Below are 20,586 nucleotides of genomic sequence, written 5' to 3' on the forward strand. Positions count from 1 at the left end.
CCATCTGACCATCGAACAACGCCGCGATATTGCGTCTTCTAGGGCAGTATGTTGCGTGTGGACACGATCGACCAGCGAATCATTTCGCGCCTCATGGCCAACGCCCGCTCCAGCTACGCCGACATCGGCAAGGAGGTCGGGCTCTCGGCCCCCGCGGTGAAGCGCCGCGTGGACAAGCTGCTGGACACGGGGGTGCTGCGCGGCTTCACGGCCGTGGTGGACCCGGAGCAGCTGGGCTGGGGCACCGAGGCGTTCGTGGAGGTGCACTGCCGCGGCAACGTGGCGCCGCACGACATCCAGCAGCGGTTGGAGACGATGGCCGAGGTCAGGGCCGCTTACACCGTCTCCGGCGCGGCGGACGCGATCGTGCACCTGCGCGCGGCGAACATCCACCACCTGGAGACCGCGCTGGAACGGCTGCGGGCCGTCGAGATCATCGACCGGACCGTCTCCACGGTGGTCCTGTCCCGCCTCCTGGACCGACCACAGGCCCCTTAGAGTCTGCGCGCATGGCCGAAGTGCTCCTCGAACGCTCCGACCGCGTGGCGGTCATCACCGTGCACGACCCCGAACGCCGCAACGCGCTCACGGTCGACCTCTCCGACCAGCTCGCGTCAGCGGTGAAGACCTGCGAGGACGACGCGGACGTGCACGCCGTGGTCGTCACGGGCACCCCACCGGCGTTCTGCGCGGGCGCGGACCTGACCGCGCTGGGAGAGGCCCGGGAACAGGGCCTGCGGCGCATCTACGCCGGGTTCCTGGCGGTGGCCCGGTGCACGCTGCCCACGATCGCGGCGGTCGGCGGCGCGGCCGTCGGCGCGGGCCTCAACCTCGCGCTGGCGTGTGACGTGCGGCTCGTGAACGACAAGGCGAAGTTCGACGCGCGGTTCCTCCAGCTGGGCATCCACCCCGGCGGCGGCATGACGTGGATGCTGCAACGGCTCGTCGGCCCGCAGACCGCGACCGCGATGACGCTGTTCGACCAGGTTTTGAGCGCCGACACGGCGGTATCCCACGGCCTGGCCTGGGCACGGGTCGACGGCGGGCACGACGAACTGGTGGCCGCCGCGGTGGGGTTCGCGCGACCTTCGGCCGAAGCTTCGCGCGAACTGGTCCGCACCATCAAGGCGTCGATGCGCACCACCGCCACGCTGGCCGATCACACTCAGGCCGTGGACACCGAACTGGCACCGCAGGTGGCCTCGATCGGGACCCCGGAGTTCCAGGCCAGGCTCGCGGCCATGAAGGCGCGGATCAGCGGCCGGGAGCGACCTGGACAGACGACCTGAGGTACATGTAACTTCCGGTAACAGTTACCGGCGGGTACGGCCCCATGGCCGCAGGAGTACCACCTGATTGCCGCGGAGTTCACCGCCTGCGCACCAGGTGGGAGGAAGCGTCCCGCACAGTGGTACAGCTGAAACCGGCACGTTGCCGGGCACGACTACCCTCGCAAAGGGGGAGGGGCATCAGCCCCTGAGTGGGTGTGAGGAAAGGGATCGGCGTAGGACATGAGTACCGATGTTGGTAACGGCGCCGCGCCAAGTGGCACGGAGGTCCGCAAACTCGACCGAGTGGTGATCCGGTTCGCCGGGGACTCCGGCGACGGCATGCAGCTCACGGGTGACCGGTTCACCTCCGAGGCCGCCGCGTTCGGCAACGACCTCGCCACCCAGCCGAACTTCCCGGCCGAGATCCGGGCGCCCCAGGGCACGCTGCCGGGCGTGTCCAGCTTCCAGCTGCACTTCGCGGACTACGACATCCTCACCCCCGGCGACCGCCCCGACGTGCTGGTGGCGATGAACCCGGCGGCGTTGAAGGCGAACATCGAGGACCTGCCCAAGGGCGGGATCCTGATCGTGAACACCGACGAGTTCAGCAAGCGGAACCTGACCAAGGTCGGGTACGCGGCCAACCCCCTGGAGGACGACACCCTCACCGGGACCTACCAGGTGCACAAGGTCGCGATGGCCACGCTGACCATCGGCGCGCTGGAGGACACCGGGCTGGGCAAGAAGGACGCGGAACGGGCGAAGAACATGTTCGCCCTGGGCCTGCTGTCGTGGATGTACCACCGGCCCACCGAGGGCACCGAGCGGTTCCTGCGGGAGAAGTTCGCCAAGAAGCCCGACATCGCCGAGGCCAACGTGCTGGCGTTCCGGGCGGGCTGGAACTACGGCGAGACCACCGAGTCCTTCGCGGTCACCTACGAGGTCGCGCCCGCCAAGCTCGACCGGGGCACCTACCGGCAGATCACCGGCAACACCGCGCTGGCCTACGGCATCGTCGCGGCCGGGCAGCGGTCCGGGCTGCCGGTGGTGCTGGGCACCTACCCCATCACCCCGGCCTCGGACATCCTGCACGAGCTGTCCCGGCACAAGCACTTCGGCATCACCACCCTGCAGGCCGAGGACGAGATCGCCGGCATCGGCGCCGCCCTGGGCGCCTCCTACGGCGGCGCGCTGGGCATCACCTCGACCTCCGGGCCGGGGCTGGCGCTGAAGTCCGAGACCATCGGCCTGGCCGTGATGACCGAGCTGCCGCTGATCATCATCGACGTGCAGCGCGGCGGCCCGTCCACCGGACTGCCGACCAAGACCGAGCAGGCCGACCTGCTGCAGGCGATGTTCGGCCGCAACGGCGAGTCCCCGGTCCCGGTCGTCGCGCCGCGGTCGCCCTCGGACTGCTTCGACGCCGCGATGGAGGCCGCGCGGATCGCGCTGGTCTACCGCACCCCGGTGCTGCTGCTGTCGGACGGGGCGATCGCGAACGGCTCGGAGCCGTGGCTGATCCCCGACGTGGCGGACCTGCCCGACCTGACCGTGACCTTCGCCACCGAGCCCAACGCCCCCGACGGCACGTTCTGGCCCTACCTGCGCGACCCGCGGACGCTGGCCCGCCCGTGGGCCGTGCCCGGCACCGCCGGGCTGCAGCACCGCATCGGCGGGCTGGAGAAGGCCGACGGCACCGGCAACATCTCCTACGACCCGGCCAACCACGACCACATGGTCCGGCTGCGCCAACGCAAGATCGACGGCATCGAGGTCCCCGACGTCGTGGTGGACGACCCGACCGGCGACGCCCGCGTCCTGGTCGTCGGCTGGGGCTCCTCCTACGGGCCGATCGGCGCCGCCGCGCGCCGCGTGCGCAAGCTCGGGATGCCGGTCGCGCACGCCCACCTGCGCCACCTCAACCCGTTCCCGGAGAACCTGGGCGAGGTGCTGCGCCGCTACGACCGGGTCGTCGTGCCGGAGATGAACCTCGGCCAGCTCGCCCTGCTGCTGCGGGCGAGGTACCTGGTCGACGCGATCAGCTACACGAAGGTCCAGGGCCTGCCGTTCAAGGCCGAGGAGCTTCAGGACGTGCTCGCCGACGTGATCAAGGGAGTGTCGGAATGACGGCGACGGATCTGGGACTGCCGGCCCTGGGAGGCCTGGTCGGCGTGCCCACCGCGGACGAGCCGCAGAAGGCCAAGGACTACAAGTCCGACCAGGAAGTGCGCTGGTGCCCCGGCTGCGGCGACTACGTGGTGCTCAACGCCGTGCAGTCGTTCCTGCCCACCCTCGGGCTCAAGCGCGAGAACATCGTGTTCGTGTCCGGGATCGGCTGCTCCTCGCGGTTCCCGTACTACATGAACACCTACGGCATGCACTCCATCCACGGACGCGCCCCGGCCATCGCCACCGGCCTCGCCGTGGCCAGGCCCGACCTGTCGGTGTGGGTCGTCACCGGCGACGGCGACGCGCTGTCCATCGGCGGCAACCACCTCATCCACACCCTGCGCCGCAACGTCAACCTCAAGATCCTGCTGTTCAACAACCGGATCTACGGGCTGACCAAGGGCCAGTACTCGCCCACCTCCGAGGAGGGCAAGGTCACCAAGTCCACCCCCCTCGGATCGCTGGACCACCCCTTCAACCCCGTGTCCCTCGCGCTGGGCGCGGAGGCCACCTTCGTCGGCCGCGCCGTGGACTCCGACCGGGCCGGGCTGACCGAGGTGCTGCGGCAGGCCGCCGAACACCGCGGCACCGCACTGGTCGAGATCTACCAGAACTGCCCCATCTTCAACGACGGCGCGTTCGACGTGCTCAAGGACGAGGAAGAAGCCGCCCAGCGGATCATCAACGTCGTCCACGGCCAACCCATCACCTTCGGCCGCGGCGACTACGCCGTCGTCCGCGACGGCTACGGACTGGGCGTCGCCAAGACCGCCGACGTCCGACCCGACGACATCGTCGTGCACGACGCCACCGACCTCAACCTCGCCTTCGCCCTGTCACGACTGTCCACCCAGGACCTCCAGCACACCGTCACCGGCGTGTTCCGCAACACCGCACGCACCACCTACGACGACGCAGCACGCGAACAGGTCGAACAGGCCAAGGCCGCGAAGACGCCCGACCTCGGCGCGTTGCTGCACGGCAAGGACACCTGGACCGTAGCCGGCTGAGCCGCTCTTCCAGACCAGAGGACCCCTGTTCCGGGAGGCGGAACAGGGGTCCTTCGCTTTCCCTCCCCGGGGAAGCTGTCGGGCTCGGTCTTGCGGGAGGGCTGGTCTCACGGGGCCGGGCGGAAGCCCGCCTTCTCGGCGTCCGCGGTGGTCCGGAACCAGACGTCGGCGCGGGTCTCGCGGAAGTTCGCCGACCCGTCGGTGAAGTAGCGGCGGCCGGTGAGGGTCGCCTTCACCTGGAACTCCGGCGCGGGCGCCCGGCCGTCGGACTTCGGCAGCACCGAGCCGGGCCCGAACGGCGAACGCGGGTTGAAGCCCTCCTGCTGACCCTGGAAGCGGGTGCTGCCGGGTGCGGGCCTGCCACCCGTGCTGGGGCTGAAACCGACCGGACGCGGGCGCACGGGGCGCGGTGGCGGCGGTGTGGCGGGCTTCGGCGCGGGCGCGGCGGGCGGAGGCGTGCGCGGGGCGCCCGCCTGGCGGGTGGGGCGCTGCGGCAGGCCGTTCGCGGTCAGCGGGGTGGGGTTGCCGGCCAGCAGTTCGGGCGAGAGCGTCGGCACGAACGGCTGGTCGTCGCCGATCGGCGGCCGGTTCGGGCGCGGCTGGTCGGGCTCCGGCTCCTGCTCGTGCTCGGATTCCGGCAGCGGCTCGAACAGGCTGCGGGGCCGGGAGGGCTCGGCCGTCTTCGGCTCGGCCTTCTTCGGCTCGGGCTTCTTGTGCTCAGCTGCCTTGGGCTCGACGGCCTCGGGCTCGGGTTCCCCGGCCTGGGCTTCCGCGGGCCGCGGTTCGGCGGCCCAGGGCTCCGGGGCTTCCGGCTGGGACTGGAGGTCCGCGGCGGGGACGAACGTGGGCTGGAACGGCGGCTCCTCGACCACCTCGGGCTCGGCCACCACCTCTGGCTCGGCGACGGCGGGCTCGGGCGCGCGGAACGACTCGGGCTGGACGGGCTCCTCGACTTCGGGCCGTGTCTCCACCGGACCTGAGTCGACCACGGCCTTCATGACGTCCGTCCGAGGCCCTTCGTCCCGGAACTCCTCGTCCCGGAACTCCTCGTCCCGGCCGGACCCGACGTCGACGGGCGTGAAGTGGCCGGTCAGGTCGTGCTCGGGCCACACCTGCTGCTCGTCCCGCCGCCCGCCGCCCGCCTGGCCGTCCACCTCGGCGATGGCCTGCGCCAGCGCGGTGGCCGGGATGAGCGCCGTCTCCTCGGCGGACGAGGGCCGGCGCTCCGGCTCGTCCTCCTCCTCGTGGCCCTCGGTGACCTCGTCCTCGTCGTAGACCTCCTGGACGGGCTCCTCGCGCCACACCTCGCGCGGCTGGAAGACCGCCACCTCCGGCGGGGCCGTCGGCTCCTCCAGTCGCGGCGCGACCTCGGCGACCGGCGCCGCGGGCACGGCCGGCATCACGGTCGTCGCCTCGGCGGGCAGCTCGGGGTCGTCGTCGGACGCGTACTGGCGCGGGCGGTGATCCGGCTCCGGCGCCTTCCGCGTGTCGTGGCCGTCCTCCGGCGCCATCCGCTCGAACAGGCTGCGCGGCGGCTCGGCGTCGTGCTCGGGGAAGTCGTGCTGCTCCTCGAAGTCGGAGAGCGGCCGGTGCTCGTCGTCCAGCTCCTCCAGCAGCGCGTCCCGCTGGTCGAGCTTCATGTTGGCGACGTCGTAGCGCGGCGCTTCCAGGGAGGCCTCGTACTTCGCCCGGTCGTCGTTCGCCCGCTCGGCAGTCATGCGCTCGGCGGTCGCGCGATCGGCAGTCACCCGCTCGGCAGTCGTGCGCTCCTCAGTCGCCCGCTCGGCGGCCTCGTACCGCGGCGGCTCCGGGGTCAGCACCTCGTCCGCCAACGACCGCGACGCCTCGACGTGCCAGTTGTCGAACTCGTCCGCCGGCACGGCGGTCGGCCCGGCGGTACGGGCCGCATCGGCGGATGACGCGGGGCGCGGCGACGTGAGGAGGCGTTCCTCCAGGTCTTCCAGCTCCCGCTTGGCCGGGCGCACCAGGACCAACCAGGTCAGTGCGGCACCTGCCACGAAGGACAGCAGGCTCCACAGCCACACCTGTCCGAAGAGCGAACCCACGGGAGACCCTCCCACTGCTGCTTGTCACACACCCCGACGCGCTCCGCTCCCGGATATTCACCCGGTTGGGGAAGCCGTGCAAAAGTACCCTGACCGGCCAGTCCGGCGCGTGGGGCCGGCCGGACCTGCGGCCACGCTTCGATAGTAGGCCAGTCGGACCAACTGACCTGCCAAAACGGCTCGCGTACAGTACCCCTTGTGCCGCCGTTGACCCACTCTTCCGCAGTGACGACGGAGGTCAACCGCCCGAACCGGGGGATCGCTTTCGGCGTCGGCGCCTACTTCCTCTGGGGCATCGTGCCCGCCTACTGGCCGCTGCTCCAACCGGCCGGGTCGGTGGAGATCCTGGCCCACCGGATCGCGTGGTCGCTGGTCGTGATGGCGGTCATCACCGCCGCGCTGGGCCGTTGGGCGGGTATCCGCAGGCTGTCCCGGCGTGGCTGGGCGATGGTGGCGGCGTCGTCCGTGCTGATCGCGGTGAACTGGGGCGTCTACATCCACGCGGTCAACACCGGGCACGTGGTGGAGGCCGCCCTCGGGTACTTCATCAACCCGCTGGTGAGCGTCCTGCTCGGGGTGTTCGTCCTGCGTGAGCGGTTGCGGCTGCCGCAGTACGCGGCGCTCGCGATCGCCGTCACCGCCGTCGTCGTGCTGGCGGTGGACTACGGCAGGCTGCCGTGGATCTCGCTGGTGCTGGCGTGCTCTTTCGGCCTGTACGGGCTGCTGAAGAAGACCGTGCCGCTGGAGGCGACCGCGAGCGTGACGGCGGAGAGCCTGGTGCTCGCGCCGATCGCGGTGGGCTACCTGATCTGGCTGGGGCCGGCCGGGACGTTCGCCTCGCACGGCTGGGGCCACGCGCTGATCGTGGCGTCGGCGGGGTTGGTGACCGCGATCCCGTTGATCCTGTTCGGTGCGGGCGCCCGGCTCGTGCCGCTGGTGACCATGGGGATGCTGCAGTACCTGGCGCCCGTGCTGCAGTTCTCGTGGGGCGTGTTCGTGATGCACGAGCCGATGCCCGCGTCCCGCTGGTTCGGCTTCGCACTGGTCTGGGTCGCCCTGGCCGTCTTCACCGTGGACGCCGTCCGGGTCCGCCGCCGCCTCCCCGTCCCCGCCCCCGAACTGGCCTGACGCGGAACCGGGCCGACCCGCGGCTCAGTGCGAGCGGGTCACCACGTAGTCGCTCACGGAGGCCAGGGCGTCGCGGGCGGCGCCGGCCGGGAGGACGTGCAGGGTGGCGCGGGCGCGGGCGGCGTAGTCGTCCAGGGTGTGGCGGGCGCGTTCCAGGCCGCTCGACGCGCGGAGCAGGGCCAGCGCCTCGTGGACCTCGGCGTCGTCGGTGATCGGGGCCGCCAGGAGCTTCGCCAGGCGCGAGTCCGGGTCGTCCTCCAGCGCGTACAGCATGGGCAGCGTCTTCACGCCCTCGCGGAGGTCCGTGCCGGGGGTCTTGCCCGACTCCTCCGGAGGGGAGGCGATGTCGATGACGTCGTCGGAGATCTGGAACGCCGCCCCGATGACCTCGCCGTACGCGCCCAGCGCCTCGACCTGTTCCTCCGTCGCGTCGGAGAACATCGCGCCGAACCTGGCCGCCGTGGCGATCAGCGAACCGGTCTTCTCCGCGATCGTGGTCAGGTAGTGCGACACCGGGTTTTCACCGGCGCGCGGCCCCATCGTCTCGCGCATCTGCCCGGTCACGAGCTCCGAGAACGTCTCGGCGATGATCCGCGCCGCTCCCGTGCCGAGGTCCGCGACCAACGCCGACGCGTGCGCGAACAGGTAGTCGCCGGTGAGGATCGCGATGCTGTTGTCCCACTTGGCGTTGGCCGACTCCGCGCCGCGGCGCATGGTCGCCTCGTCCATGACGTCGTCGTGGTAGAGCGTGGCCAGGTGGGTCAGCTCGATGACCGCACCGGCCTTGACCACGCTGTCCCGGTCCCACGTGCTGCCGAACTGGGCGGACAGGAGGGTGAACAGCGGGCGGATGCGCTTGCCACCCGCGGTCACCAGGTGCAGGGACGTCTCCATCACCGGGTGGAACTCGCTCTGCACGACGTCGCGCAGCAGCTCCTCCACCTCGGCGAGCCCGCCCTGCACCAACTCCGCGAGCACGGGGTCCTCAATACGGAACCCCGCACCCGCCCGCTCGCTATTTGTCACAGGTGCAGAGCCTACGTACCACTAGAAGATGAACACTCCTGCCCCCGCCCATTCCAGGACGTCGGGCGGGTACACACCGAGCACCAGCGTGATCGCCGCACCCAGCGTGATCGCGATGGCCGTGAACGCGCCCGGCACGGTCACCGTCGGGCCGTCCGCCGCGGGCTCGCTGAAGTACATCAGCACGATCACCCGCAGGTAGAAGAACGCCGCCACCGCGCTCGCCACCAGCGCGATCACCACGAGCGGCGTCATGCCGGCCTCGATGGCCGCCGCGAACACCGCGAACTTGCCGATGAACCCGCTGGTCAGCGGCAGGCCCGCGAGGGCGAGCAGCAGGAACGTGAACACACCGGCCGCCACCGGCGACCGCTTCGCCAGACCGGCCCACTGGGACAGGTGGGTGGCCTCGCCGTCGGCGTTGCGCACCAGGCTGACCACGCCGAACGCGGCGATCGTGGTGAAGCCGTAGGCCAGCAGGTAGAACATCGTGCCGGACAGGCCCGCGTCGTTGAGCGAGATCACGCCGACGAGCAGGAAGCCCGCGTGCGCCACCGACGAGTAGGCGATCATCCGCTTCACGTCGGTCTGCGTGAGGCCCAGCACCGCGCCGATCACCATGGACGCGATGGCCACGGCCCACAGCACGCCGCTCCACTCCCAGCTCGACCGCTCGAACGCGCCGTAGAGGACGCGCAGGATGCCGCCGAACGCGGCGACCTTGGTGCACGCCGCCATGAACGCCGTCACCGGCGTGGGCGAGCCCTGGTAGACGTCCGGCGTCCACGAGTGGAACGGGCCGACGGACGCCTTGAACAGCAGACCCACGACCAGCAGGCCGAAGCCCGCGTACAGCAGGGTGTCCGAGCGGTCCGTCGCCGTGGTCGCGCTCGCGATGTCGGCCAGCTTCACCGAGCCCGCGAAGCCGTACAGCAGCGCCACGCCGTACAGGAAGAACGCCGACGCGAACGCGCCGAGCAGGAAGTACTTGACCGCGGCCTCCTGCGACAGCAGGCGACGACGGCGCGCCAGGCCCGCCATCAGGTACAGCGGCAGCGACATCACTTCCAGCGCGATGAACATGGTGAGCAGGTCGTTCGCCGCGACGAAGACCATCATGCCGCCGAGCGCGAACAGCGTCAGCGGGAACACCTCGGTCTGCATCTCCCGCCGGCGCAGCTGCTCGCGCAGACCGCCCACGGCGCCGGGCAGGATCGAGGCGTCCGCCACGATCGCGCCGCCCGGCTCGACCGACCGGTCCGCGATGAGCAGCACCGAGCCGAGGCCGAGCATGAGCAGGGTCGCCCACAGGAAGATCACCGGCTGGTCGACCGCGACGGTGCCCGCCAGGGTGATCTTGCCCTGCTCGGGGGTGTCCTCGGCGACCGCGTACTTCAGCAGCAGTCCACCGGCGGCGACCAGCGTGGCGAGGGTCAGCGCGACCTGCGCCGCCCAGCGCGTCGCCTTCGGGAGGAACGCCTCCACCAACACGCTGAGGCAGGCCGCGCCGAGCACGATCAGCAACGGTGCGACGGCCCCGTAGTCGATCTCCGGGGCTTGCAGCCGCTCCACTTGCGAGAGGAACGTCGTCACGTCACTTGCCTTCCTGCGCGACCGGGTCGACGACCCCGACCTCGCTGAGCGTCGCCCCGACGGACGGGGTGATCACGTCCAACACCGGCTTCGGGTAGAAGCCGAGCACCAGGATCAGCGCCACCAGCGGCGCGAGCACGGCCAGTTCGCGCTTGTTCAGGTCGGGCACCGGCGCCTTCTCCGGGTCGACCGCCGCACCGGGACCACCGGCCAGGCCCACCAGCGCGTTGCCGCGCACCGGGCCCTGGAACACGCGCTGGTACAGCCAGAGGACGTACAGCGCGGCCAGCACCATGCCGATGGCGGCCAGGATCGTGTACACCGGCTCGTTCGGGTAGGACCCGATGAGCACCAGGAACTCGCTCACGAACGAGTTGGTGCCCGGCAGCGCCAGCGACGACAGGCCGGCCACGAAGAACAGCCCGCCCAGCACCGGCGTCAGCTTCGCCATGCCGCCGTAGTCCTCGATCAGGCGCGACCCGCCGCGGGCCATCACCATGCCGACGACCAGGAACAGCATGCCGGTCGAGATGCCGTGGTTGACCATGTACAGCACCGCGCCGGCGCCGGCCTGCGAGCTGAACGCGAAGATGCCCAGCGCGATGAAGCCGAAGTGCGCGATCGACGTGTAGGCCACGAACCGCTTCATGTCGGACTGGCCGACGGCGAGCAGCGAGCCGTACAGGATGCCGACCACGGCGAGGATCAGCACGAGCGGCGCGAGTTCCTGGCTGGCCGCCGGGAACAGCGGCAGGCAGTAGCGCAGGAAGCCGAACGTGCCGATCTTGTCCAGGATGCCGACCAGCAGCACGCCCGCGCCGACCGGCGCTTCCGCACCGGCGTCCGGCAGCCACGTGTGCAGCGGCACCAGCGGCGCCTTGATCGCGAAGGCGATGAAGAAGCCGAGGAACAGCCAGATCTGGGTGGACAGCGGGGCTTCCCGCGTCACCGTCACCAGCGTGGCCCAGTCGAACGTGCCGGAGCCGAGCTTGTCCGCGCTCACCACGTACAGGCCGATCACGGAGGCCAGCATGATCAGGCCGCCGAGCAGCGAGTACAGGAAGAACTTCATCGCCGCGTACTGCCGGTTCGGCCCGCCGAAGCGGCCGATCAGGAAGTACATCGGGACCAGGACGGCCTCGAAGAACACGTAGAACACGAACACGTCGGTGGCCGCGAACACACCGACCATGCCGGTCTGCATGGCCAGCAGCAGCGCGAAGAACCCGCCCGCGCTGCGACCCTCGGGCAGCTTGTCCGCCCACGAGCCGCCGATGACGACCGGCACCAGGAACGCGACCAGCGCGATCATCACCAGGGCGATGCCGTCCACGCCGAACGACAGGTGCACGCCGAAGGCGGGGATCCAGTCGGCCGAGCTGGTGAGCTGCAAGCGCTCGCCACCCGGGTCGAACGCCGTCCACGCCAGCACCGCCAGCGCCAGCTCCACCAGGGAGAACGCCAGCGCGACCGTCTTGGCCAACCGGTCGTTGCCCCGCAGGAACGCCACCACCAGGCTGCCGACCAGCGGCAGCAGGAGCAGCGCGATCAGCGTCCAGCTCACGAGAACCTCACCATCAGCAGCGCGCCCAGGACGAAGACCGTGCCCAGGAGCATGGAGAGCGCGTACGAGCGCACGAAGCCGGTCTGCATCCTGCGCATCCGGCCCGAGCTACCGCCCAGCAGCGCCGCCGACCCGTTGACCAGGCCGTCGACGCCCTTGTTGTCCACGAACACCAGCGCGCGGGTGAGCCAGGTGCCCGGCCGCGCGAAGAGCGCCTCGTTCAGCGCGTTGCCGTACAGGTCGGCGCGCGCGGCGCGGACCGGGAACGACACCCGCGTCGGGCGTTCCACCGGCTGCGGCCTGCGGCCGAACAGCAGGAACGCGATCAGCACGCCCAGCGCCGACAGCCCGAGCACCAGGAAGTTCACCACGCCGTGCGAGAGCACGCCGTGCTGCTCCTGCAGCTCTCCCAGCGACGGGGTGAGCCAGCCGGCCAGGTTGTGGTCCGACGCGAGGAACCAGCCCGCGCCGACCGAGCCGACCGCCAGCACGATCATCGGCACCGTCATCGACAGGCCCGACTCGTGCGGGTGGTACTCGCGGCCGTCGGCCGACTTCAGCTCGGTGTACCGCGGCTTGCCCAGGAAGACCAGGAACAGCAGGCGGGTCATGTAGAACGCGGTGATGCCCGCGCCCAGCGCCGCCACGCCGCCGAACACCCAGCCGCGCCAGCCCGGCTCGCTGAACGCCGCCGCGATGATGGCGTCCTTGGAGAAGTAGCCGGACAGGAACGGGAAGCCGATCAGCGCCAGGTAGCCCAACGTCCAGGTGACGAACGTGATCGGCATCTTCTTCGCCAGGCCGCCCATCCGCCGGATGTCGCCCTCGTCGTTCATGCCGTGCATGACCGACCCGGCGCCGAGGAACAGGCCCGCCTTGAAGAAGCCGTGCGTGAGCAGGTGCATGATGCCCAGCGCGTACCCGACCGGACCGAGGCCGACGGCCAGGATCATGTAGCCGATCTGGCTGACCGTCGAGTAGGCCAGCACCTTCTTGAAGTCGTCGTAGGCGCAGCCGATGATGCAGCCGATCAGCAGCGTGAGCCCACCGATGATCATCACGACCAGTCGGCCGTCCGGGCTCAGGTTGTAGATCGGGTTGGCGCGGGCGATCAGGTAGACGCCGGCGGTGACCATCGTCGCCGCGTGGATCAGGGCGGAGACGGGCGTCGGGCCGGCCATCGCGTCCGGCAGCCACGCCTGGAGCGGGAACTGGCCGGACTTGCCGCACGCGCCGAGCAGCAGCAGCAACGTGATGGCCAGGACCTCGGCCGAGGAGAACTCGCCGACGCGGGCGAACACCTCGGTGTACTGGGTGGTGCCCAGGGTCTTGAACATCATGAAGATGGCGATCGCCAGACCCAGGTCGCCGACCCGGTTCATCAGGAACGCCTTCTTGGCCGCCGACGCCGCTTCAGGCTTGTGCTGGTACCAGCCGATGAGCAGGTACGACGCGAGGCCGACGCCCTCCCAGCCGAAGTACAGCGTCACGAAGCCGTTGCCGAGCACCAGCAGCAGCATCGCGGCGACGAACAGGTTCAGGTAGCCGAAGAACTTCCGCCGCCCGGCGTCGTGCGCCATGTAGCCGATCGAGTAGATGTGGATCAGCGCGCCGACGCCGGTGATCAGCAGCACGAACGTGAGCGACAGCGGGTCGACGCGCAGCCCGAACTCCACGTTCAGCGCGTTCACCGGCACCCAGTCGAACAGGTGCACCTCGGTGGTCCGCTGCTCCGGGCTCAGGCCCAGGGTGGAGAAGAAGAGCGCGACCCCGTACGCGAACGCGGCGATCACGGTGGCGCAGCCCAGCAGGTGGCCCCACTTGTCGGTGCGCTTGCCACCCACGAGCAGCACGAGCGCGCCGAAGGCCGGCAGCGCGAGCAACAGCCAGGCGAGACTGCCGATCCCGCTGGCCACAACAGGTTCCGTCACCGGTGACCCCTCAGTACTTCAGCAGGTTGGAATCGTCGACCGAGGCCGAGCGACGCGTCTTGAAGATCGCCATGATGATCGCCAGACCAACCACGACTTCGGCCGCGGCGACGACCATCACGAAGAACGCCATCACCTGGCCGTCCAGCTGCCCGTTGATGCGGGCGAACGTGACCAGGCTGAGGTTCACCGCGTTGAGCATCAGCTCCACGCACATGAACACCACGATGGCGTTGCGCCGCACCAGAACGCCGACCGCGCCGAGGCTGAACAGCAGCGCGGACAGCAGCAGGTAGTACGTAGGGGTCACGACGACTCTCCCTTGAGCGCGCGCGCGTCGGGGTCGTGCCCGGTGCCGGACAGCTCCGCGACGTCGTCCTCGAGACTTTCCTTGGCGGTCGTCTCGATGAGCTCGGACAGGGACTCGGAGGCGACCGAGCCGTCCGGCAGCAGTGCGGGCGTGGCCACCGAGTTGGCGGTGGCGAACACGCCGGGACCGGGCAGCGAGCCGGGGCGGTTGCCGCGGAAGCGCTCCTCGACCAGCTGGCGCTGGGTCTTCTTGGCGTCCTCGCCGGTGCGCGAGGTGAACGCGAGCACCATGGCGCCGACCGCCGCGGTGATCAGCAGCGCGGACGTCAGCTCGAACGGGAACAGGTAGTCGGTGAACAGCATCTCGCCGATGTTGGCGACGTTGCCGCCGTTCTGCGTGTTCTGCGCGGCCAGACCGACCGGCTGCACCTCGGTCAGCGCGCGGCCGACCGAGGCGACCACGAGGCCGGCGAAGCCGACGCCGATGACCACTGCGGCGAGCCGCTGGCCACGCAGCACTTCGACCACCGAGTCCGAGCTGTCCCGGCCGACCATCATCAGCACGAACAGGAACAGCATCATGATCGCGCCGGTGTACACGATGATCTGCACGAAGCCGAGGAACGGCGCCTGCTGGACCATGTAGAGCACACCGAGGCTGAGCATGGTGAGCACCAGCCACAGCGCGGAGTGCACCGCGTTGCGGGCGAAGATCATGCCCAGCGCCCCGGCGAGGGCCAGCGGGCCCAGGATCCAGAACGCGACCGCCTCGCCGGTGGTGACGGTGTCCACCACGCGTTCGACGGCGTCGGGCTGCTGCGCGAGGAGGGAGGAGATCATCGATCCGCTCCCGGCGTCTGCTTCGCCTGCGCTGCCAACTGCGGACCGTTCACGTAGTAGTCCTGCTCGTTCTCGCCGAGCCGCATCGGGTGCGGCGGCTGCTCCATGCCGGCGAGCAGCGGCGCGAGCAGGTCTTCCTTGGTGAAGATCAGCTTCTGCCGGTTGTCGTCGGCCAGCTCGTACTCGTTGGTCATGGTGAGCGACCGGGTCGGGCACGCCTCGATGCACAGGCCGCAGCCGATGCAGCGCAGGTAGTTGATCTGGTAGTCGGCGCCGTAGCGCTCACCGGGCGAGTAGCGCGCGTCCTCGGTGTTGTCCGCGCCCTCGACGAAGATCGCGTCCGCGGGGCAGGCCCACGCGCACAGCTCGCAGCCGACGCACTTCTCCAGCCCGTCCGGGTGCCGGTTGAGCTGGTGGCGGCCGTGGAACCGCGGCGCGGTGACCTTCTTGACCTCGGGGTACTCCTCGGTGACGACCTTCTTGAACATCGTGCTGAAGGTGACGCCGAAGCCCTTGACGGGATCAAACACGCCCATCGCTGGCCTCCTTTTGTGAAGCTGCGGTTACCGCTGCCGGTTCCTTCGTCTGATCGCCCGGTAGCTCGGCGACTGGCACCTGCCGACGCGGCGGCGACTTGGGGACCTGGAGGTCCAGCGGCGGCACCGGGTAGCCGCCACCGGTGACCGGCACGGCGTTGGGGTCGTGCGGTTCGCGCTTGTCCGGCAGCAGGAACGCGATGAGCAGCACCACCGAGAGGAAGCCGCCGATCAGCATCAGCATGGTGCCGGTCTCCAGACCGCCACCGGCCTCCACCTCCTGCCGGATGTAGCGGGCGAAGGTCACCGCGACGAACCAGACCAGCGCGATCGGGACCAGGACCTTCCAGCCCAACCGCATGAACTGGTCGTACCGCAGGCGGGGGAGCGTGCCGCGCAGCCAGATGAAGAGGAACAGGAACATCAGCGTCTTGATGACGAACCACACCAGGCCGAGCCAGCCGGCGTTGAGGAAGTGCGACTCGTCCACGAACGGGAAGCGCCACCCACCGAGGAACAAGGTGGTGCTCATCGCGGACAGGGTGACCATGTTGACGTACTCGGCGAGGAAGAACAGCGCGAACTTCAGCGAGCTGTACTCGGTGTGGAAGCCGCCGACCAGCTCCGACTCGGCCTCGGGGAGGTCGAAGGGAGCGCGGTTGGTCTCGCCGACCATCGCCACGACGAAGATCAGGAAGCTGACCGGCAGCAGGTAGAAGAACCAGCCGCCGCCCTGGGCATCGACGATGGCCGCCGTCGACAGGGACTGCGAGTGCAGGATGACCGCGAGGATCGACAGGCCCAGCGCGATCTCGTAGGAGATCACCTGGGCGGCGGCGCGCAGCGCGGCCAGCAGCGGGTACGGCGAGCCGGAGGCCCAGCCGGCCAGCACGATGCCGTAGACGCCGAGCGACGAGCAGGCCAGCACGACCAGCACGCCGACCGGCAGGTCGACCAGCTGGAGCGCGGTGCGCTCGCCGAAGATCGAGACCTCGCCGCCGAGCGGGATCACCGAGAAGGCGACGAACGCGGGGATGCAGGAGATCACCGGGGCGAGGAAGTACACCCACTTGTCGGCCAGGACCGGCCGGATGTCCTCCTTGAAGGCGAGCTTCAGGCCGTCGGCGAGCGACTGGAGCCAGCCGTTCGGGCCGGTCCGGTTGGGCCCGGGACGCTGCTGCATCCGGGCCACCACCTTGCGCTCCCAGTTGATCATGAACAAGGTCATGACCACGAGGAACCCGAAGATGCCGACGACCTTGAGGAGGATCAGCCAGAGCGGATCGTCGACGAGGAGTTCAGCGGTGCTCATGCCTTGCCTCCAGCAGGCGCTGTGATCTTCTCGGCGGAGCCCGCGACGGCCGGGGCCACCGCCACCACGGAACCGTGGCCGGCGACCAGGTTGCGCCGCACGGTGACCGCGCCCGAGTTGCCGGGCAGCCACACGACGCCGTCGGGCAGGTCGGCCGCCTCGACCGGCAGCACCACCTCGCCCCGGTCGGTGGCGACGGTGATCTCACCGCCGAGTTCGACGCCGAGGTCCCGCGCGGTGGCCTCGGACAGCTTCGCCACCACCGGGCGGGCGGTGCCGGCCAGGTTCGGCTCGCAGTCCTGCAGCGAGCCGTTGTCCAGCAGCCGCCGCCAGGTCGCGAGGACCGCCTGGCCCTGCTTGGGCTGCGGCAGCAGCGGCGCCGGCACGGTCGGCGGCGTGGCGCTCGTGGTCGCGGTGCCGAGCCTGGCCAGGTCGGCCGCCGCGGCGGCCGGGGTCTGGGTGAACAGGTCCGCGTCCATCTCGACGGCCAGCGTGTCCAGCACCCGGCCGTCCGGCAGCGCGCTGGTGCCGTCGATGGTGGTGGTGAACGTGCGGGGGCGGCCTTCCCAGTTGAGGTAGCTGCCCGCCTTCTCGACCGCCGGGGCGATCGGGAGCACCACGTCGGCGTGCGCGGTGACCGCGCTGTGCCGCAGTTCCAGGCTCACCACGAAACCGGTGAACTCCAGCGCGCGCTCGGCCAGCGCCGGGTCCGGCAGGTCGTTCGGGTCGACACCGCCGACGACCAGCGCGTCCAGCCCACCGCTCGCGGCGGCGGTCAGGATGCCGGTGGTGTCGCGGCCGGCCTTCACGGGCAGCGTGCCGGGCTCCAGGCCCCACGCCCGCTCGACCTCGGCGCGGGCCGCGTCGTCGCCCACCAGGCGCCCGCCCGGCAGCAACGTCGGCAGCAGGCCCGTCTCCAGGGCGCCCCGCTCACCGGCGCGGCGCGGGATCCAGGCGACCTTCGCGCCGGTCCGCTCGGCCAGTGCGGCGACCGCCGAGAACAGGCCCGGCACCTCGGCGGCACGTTCGCCGACCAGGATCACCGCGCCCGGCTTGGCCAGCTCGTCCACCACGTCGGCGGCGTGCTCGGGCAGCGCGTTCAACGCGGCCGGCTCACCACCGGGCACGCACGCCAGCAGCACGCCGTTCGTCTTCTCCACCCCGGGAGAGGTGAACTGGCCCAGGTGGAAGACCTTGATCCGGTTCTTGCGGGCCGCCTTGCGCAGCCGCAGGAACACGATCGGCGACTCCTCTTCCGGCTCGAACGCCACCAGCAGCGCGGCCGGCGCGGCCTCGATGCCCGCGTACGTCACGCCGCCGTTGTCCGGGTTCGTGCCGAGGATCGCGCTGGTCAGGAACTCCAGCTCCTCCGCCGAGTGGGCGCGGGCGCGGAAGTCGACGTCGTTGGTGCGCAACGCGATCCGGGCGAACTTCGAGTACGCGTAGGCGTCCTCGACGGTGAGCCGGCCACCGGCCAGCACGCCGACGCCCTTGCCGTCACGCGCCTTCGCCAGGCCCTCGGCGGCGTGCTGCAGCGCCTCGGTCCACGACGACTCGCGCAGCTCGCCGGACTCCTGGTCGCGGACCAGCGGGCGGCGGATGCGGTCCTCGGCGGTGGCGTAGGTGAACGCGAAGCGGCCCTTGTCGCAGGTCCACTCCTCGTTGACCTCGGGCGCGTCGGCCGCCAGCCGCCGCTGCACCTTGCCGCGCCGCCAGTCGGTGCGGGTGGAGCAGCCCGACGAGCAGTGCTCGCACACGCCCGGCGTGGACATCAGGTCGAACGGCCGGGCGCGGAACCGGTACGCGGCGCTGGTCAGCGCGCCCACCGGGCAGATCTGGATGGTGTTGCCGGAGAAGTACGACTGGAACGGCTTGTCCTGCGCCACGCCGACCTGCTGCTGCGACCCGCGCTCCAGCAGCTCGATGAACGGGTCGCCGGCGATCTGCGCGGAGAACCGCGTGCAGCGCTGGCACAGCACGCACCGCTCGCGGTCCAGCAGGACCTGCGTCGAGATCGGGATCGGCTTCGGGAACGTCCGCTTGTGCTCGTGGAACCGGGAGTCCGCGCGGCCGTGCGCCAGCGCCTGGTTCTGCAACGGGCACTCGCCACCCTTGTCGCAGATCGGGCAGTCCAGCGGGTGGTTGATGAGCAGCAGCTCCATCACGCCCTGCTGCGCCTTGTCCGCCACCGGCGAGGTCAGCTGGGTCTTGACCACCATGCCGTCGGCGACCGTCATGGTGCAGGAGGCCTGCGGCTTCGGCATCGGCCGGCCGCCCATCTCCACCTCGACCAGGCACTGCCGGCAGGCGCCCGCGGGCTCCAGCAGCGGGTGGTCGCAGAACCTCGGGATGACCGTGCCCAGCCGCTCCGCGGTGCGGATCAGCAGCTCGCCCTTGGGCGCGACCACCTCCACACCGTCGATCACGAGCTTGACGTGACCCTCGGGGACCACGACCTCGGTGCTCTTCTCAGGCGCAGTTGCCTCGATAGTCATGCGCGTGCTCCCGCCAAGGCTGCTGCCTGGTCCAACTTGGAGGAGTTCTGGTCGCAGAGAGCGAGGAACTCCTGCTTGAAGTACTGGATGCCGCTGGTGATCGGAGCCGTCGCGCCGTCGCCGAGCGCGCAGAACGAGCGGCCCATGATGTTGTCGCAGACGTCCAGCAGCGTGTCGATGTCGCTGGCCGTGCCCTCGCCGCGCACCATCCGCTGGAGGATCTGCACCAGCCAGTAGGTGCCCTCGCGGCACGGCGTGCACTTGCCGCACGACTCGTGCTTGTAGAACTCGGTCCACTTCATGACCGCCCACGGCACGGACACGGTCTCGTTGAAGATCTGCAACGCGGTGGTGCCGAGCAGCGAGCCCGCCTCGGCCGCGCCCTCGAAGTCCAGCGGGACGTCCAGGTGGTCGGCGGTGAACAGCGGGGTGGACGAGCCGCCCGGCGTCCAGAACTTCAGCGGGATGCCGTCCTTCATGCCGCCCGCGAGGTCCAGCAGCTCGCGCAGCGTGATGCCCATCGGGGCCTCGTACTGGCCGGGGCGCTCGACGTGGCCGGACAGCGAGAAGATCTTCGGGCCGGGCGACCGCTCGCGGCCCATGGTGCGGAACCAGTCCGCGCCGCCGTTGACGATGTACGGCACGCTGGCGATCGTCTCGACGTTGTTCACCACGGTCGGCGAGGCGTACAGGCCGGAGGTCGCGGGGAACGGCGGCTTCAGCCGGGGCTGGCCGCGCTTGCCCTCCAGCGAGTCCAGCAGCGCCGTCTCCTCGCCGCAGATGTACGCGCCCGCGCCGGAGTGCACCACCACGTCGAGGTCGAAGCCCGAGCCGAGGATGTCCTTGCCCAGGTACCCCGCCTCGTACGCCTCGCGCACCGCCGCGTGCAGCCGGCGGATCACGTGCAGCACCTCACCGCGCACGTAGATCGCGGCGAAGTTCGCCCGGATCGCGTACGAGGTGATGATGACGCCCTCGATCAGCGAGTGCGGGTCCGCCATCATCAGCGGGATGTCCTTGCAGGTGCCCGGCTCGCCCTCGTCGGCGTTGATGACGAGGTAGTGCGGCTTGCCGTCGCCCTGCGGGATGAAGCCCCACTTCATGCCGGTGGGGAAGCCCGCGCCGCCGCGACCGCGCAGCCCGGAGTCCTTGCACTGCTGGATCAGCTGGTCCGGGTGGGCGGTGAGCGCCTTGCGCAGCGCCGTGTACCCCTCCAGCTGCTCGTAGGTCCTCAGCGTCCACGAGCGCGGGGACAGCCAGCGCTTCGTGAGGACGGGGGTCAGGGGTGCCGACGTGCTCTTACCAGCGGAGGCACCATTGGTTACAGCGGCCATGT

Annotated in this window: 16 protein-coding genes; 5 read left to right on the top strand and 11 right to left on the bottom strand. The window is 70.4% G+C overall.

The genetic code is table 11. The features are described 5' to 3' along the window. Nucleotides 1-57 precede the first annotated feature (57 nt). The 4 genes from ACRAKI_RS34045 to ACRAKI_RS34060 all read left to right on the top strand — a co-directional run bounded on the left by ACRAKI_RS34045 (nt 58) and on the right by ACRAKI_RS34060 (nt 4,450). A complete protein-coding gene (locus ACRAKI_RS34045) occupies nt 58-498 on the top strand; it encodes an Lrp/AsnC family transcriptional regulator (RefSeq protein ID WP_033437001.1) in 441 nt (146 codons plus the stop codon). Nucleotides 499-509: 11 nt separating this feature from the next. Continuing rightward, nucleotides 510-1,289: an enoyl-CoA hydratase gene (locus ACRAKI_RS34050; protein WP_447004564.1), complete on the top strand. Its 780-nt coding sequence runs from the start codon at nt 510-512 to the stop codon at nt 1,287-1,289. A gap of 222 nt (nt 1,290-1,511) precedes the next feature. After that, a complete protein-coding gene (locus ACRAKI_RS34055; RefSeq protein ID WP_447004565.1) occupies nt 1,512-3,398 on the top strand; it encodes a 2-oxoacid:acceptor oxidoreductase subunit alpha in 1,887 nt (628 codons plus the stop codon). Then, nucleotides 3,395-4,450: a 2-oxoacid:ferredoxin oxidoreductase subunit beta gene (locus ACRAKI_RS34060; protein WP_447004566.1), complete on the top strand. Its 1,056-nt coding sequence runs from the start codon at nt 3,395-3,397 to the stop codon at nt 4,448-4,450. The genes ACRAKI_RS34055 and ACRAKI_RS34060 overlap by 4 nt, the downstream gene beginning before the upstream one ends. A 107-nt stretch (nt 4,451-4,557) precedes the next feature. Here the strand turns inward: ACRAKI_RS34060 and ACRAKI_RS34065 are convergent, their stop codons facing one another. Further along, complete coding sequence (locus ACRAKI_RS34065) at nt 4,558-6,516, bottom strand: sunset domain-containing protein (RefSeq protein WP_447004567.1); 1,959 nt, start codon at nt 6,514-6,516, stop codon at nt 4,558-4,560. A 225-nt stretch (nt 6,517-6,741) separates the two neighbouring features. On the opposite strand from ACRAKI_RS34065, the gene rarD reads away from it, so the two are divergent. Further along, on the top strand, nt 6,742-7,644 hold the full coding sequence (gene rarD / locus ACRAKI_RS34070) for an EamA family transporter RarD (protein ID WP_447004568.1): 903 nt from the start codon (nt 6,742-6,744) through the stop codon (nt 7,642-7,644). Nucleotides 7,645-7,668: 24 nt separating this feature from the next. On the opposite strand, the gene ACRAKI_RS34075 is transcribed toward rarD, so the two are convergent. The 10 genes from ACRAKI_RS34075 to nuoF are packed head-to-tail and all read right to left on the bottom strand — an operon-like array spanning nt 7,669 to nt 20,584. Beyond that, entirely contained in the window at nt 7,669-8,670 is a 1,002-nt protein-coding gene (locus ACRAKI_RS34075) for a polyprenyl synthetase family protein (protein WP_447004569.1), read from the bottom strand. A gap of 21 nt (nt 8,671-8,691) precedes the next feature. Then, complete coding sequence (gene nuoN / locus ACRAKI_RS34080) at nt 8,692-10,263, bottom strand: NADH-quinone oxidoreductase subunit NuoN (protein ID WP_447004570.1); 1,572 nt, start codon at nt 10,261-10,263, stop codon at nt 8,692-8,694. Nucleotide 10,264: 1 nt separating this feature from the next. After that, nucleotides 10,265-11,827, bottom strand: a complete 1,563-nt coding sequence (locus tag ACRAKI_RS34085; protein WP_447004571.1) for an NADH-quinone oxidoreductase subunit M — start codon at nt 11,825-11,827, stop codon at nt 10,265-10,267. Next, nucleotides 11,824-13,758, bottom strand: coding sequence for an NADH-quinone oxidoreductase subunit L (nuoL, locus tag ACRAKI_RS34090; RefSeq protein WP_447004572.1), 1,935 nt, complete (start codon nt 13,756-13,758; stop codon nt 11,824-11,826). The genes ACRAKI_RS34085 and nuoL overlap by 4 nt, the downstream gene beginning before the upstream one ends. A gap of 10 nt (nt 13,759-13,768) precedes the next feature. After that, complete coding sequence (gene nuoK, locus ACRAKI_RS34095) at nt 13,769-14,068, bottom strand: NADH-quinone oxidoreductase subunit NuoK (protein ID WP_184925672.1); 300 nt, start codon at nt 14,066-14,068, stop codon at nt 13,769-13,771. Then, nucleotides 14,065-14,907 carry an NADH-quinone oxidoreductase subunit J gene (locus tag ACRAKI_RS34100; RefSeq protein ID WP_447004573.1) on the bottom strand — a complete coding sequence of 281 codons (843 nt, stop codon included), beginning with the start codon at nt 14,905-14,907 and terminating at the stop codon, nt 14,065-14,067. The genes nuoK and ACRAKI_RS34100 overlap by 4 nt, the downstream gene beginning before the upstream one ends. Continuing rightward, the gene (gene nuoI, locus ACRAKI_RS34105) at nt 14,904-15,443 is read right to left on the bottom strand and encodes an NADH-quinone oxidoreductase subunit NuoI (protein WP_447004574.1); all 540 of its coding nucleotides are present in this window, start codon (nt 15,441-15,443) and stop codon (nt 14,904-14,906) included. The genes ACRAKI_RS34100 and nuoI overlap by 4 nt, the downstream gene beginning before the upstream one ends. Continuing rightward, on the bottom strand, nt 15,430-16,755 hold the full coding sequence (gene nuoH / locus ACRAKI_RS34110; protein ID WP_447004575.1) for an NADH-quinone oxidoreductase subunit NuoH: 1,326 nt from the start codon (nt 16,753-16,755) through the stop codon (nt 15,430-15,432). Before nuoH ends, nuoI begins: the two co-directional genes overlap by 14 nt. Then, on the bottom strand, nt 16,752-19,250 hold the full coding sequence (locus ACRAKI_RS34115; protein ID WP_447004576.1) for an NADH-quinone oxidoreductase subunit G: 2,499 nt from the start codon (nt 19,248-19,250) through the stop codon (nt 16,752-16,754). Before ACRAKI_RS34115 ends, nuoH begins: the two co-directional genes overlap by 4 nt. Beyond that, nucleotides 19,247-20,584 carry an NADH-quinone oxidoreductase subunit NuoF gene (gene nuoF / locus ACRAKI_RS34120; protein ID WP_447004577.1) on the bottom strand — a complete coding sequence of 446 codons (1,338 nt, stop codon included), beginning with the start codon at nt 20,582-20,584 and terminating at the stop codon, nt 19,247-19,249. Before nuoF ends, ACRAKI_RS34115 begins: the two co-directional genes overlap by 4 nt. Nucleotides 20,585-20,586 lie beyond the last annotated feature (2 nt).

The organism is Saccharothrix isguenensis (assembly GCF_052936305.1).